This is a genomic window from Alcanivorax sp. HI0083, from assembly GCF_001635175.1.
On the sequence record NZ_LWFX01000504.1, the window covers coordinates 1 to 928 of the forward strand.

The window sequence follows — 928 nt, forward strand, 5'->3', positions numbered from 1 at the left end:
ACCCATCGCCGATTGGCTGAGACAGCTGCAGGCGGATAATGCGTCGCTGCGCGAACAGGGTCATGCGCCGCTGTTCGAAGTGCAGCAGGATGCCGGCTGGGGCGGAGAAGGCTTGTTCGATACCTTGCTGGTCTTTGAAAACTATCCGCTGGATGAATCCCTGCTGGGCAGTGAGCACAGCGAATTGCAGCTGGGCACGCCCACCAGCCACGAGTTCACCCATTACCCGCTCACCGTGGCGGTGCTGCCCGGTGACCATCTGCAAATGTTGTTTGCCCACGATAGCGCTGCCTTGCCGGTGGCGTTGATGGACCGCATGGCCAGTGCATTCAAGCGTACCTTGCTGGCGTTGTCTCATGTGGATGATGTGCCACTGGCCACGCTGGATGCGTTGGGTGACGACGAGCCCCACTTGCAGCAATGGAGTCAGGGCGAAGGCGAGTGGCACGCGACCAGTTTCCTCTCGCTGTTTTCACAACAGGCAGCCGAGCAGGGCGAGGCCATTGCGCTGGTGCACGGTGACACCCGCGTATCGTTTGTCCAGCTGGAATCCCGCGCCAACCAATTGGCCCGTTACCTGATCGAACAGGGCGTGCAACCGGATGATGTGGTCGGTGTGTCCTTCGAGCGTGGTGTCACCATGATCGAAGCCTTCCTTGCCGTGATGAAAGCCGGCGGCGCTTTTCTGCCACTGGATCCGGGTTATCCCTCCGACCGCTTGCACTACATGCTGGAAGACAGCAGTGCCAAGTTGCTGCTCACGTCTTCAGATTTGCTTGAAACCTTGCCCCGTGTTGATGCCGTTAAACCGGTTGCGGTTAATGGATTGTCGCTGGATGTTTTCTCTGCGCAGTCTCTCGGCAACGAACCGCACCCGGACCAGCTCGCCTATGTGATCTATACCTCCGGTTCCACCGGCAAACCCAAA

The 928-nt window shown here is 59.1% G+C and carries 1 protein-coding gene; it reads left to right on the top strand.

The genetic code is table 11. The features are described 5' to 3' along the window. Window positions 1-928, top strand: a 928-nt coding sequence (locus A3754_RS05175) for an AMP-binding protein (protein ID WP_156496813.1), incomplete at both ends; no start/stop codon positions are given.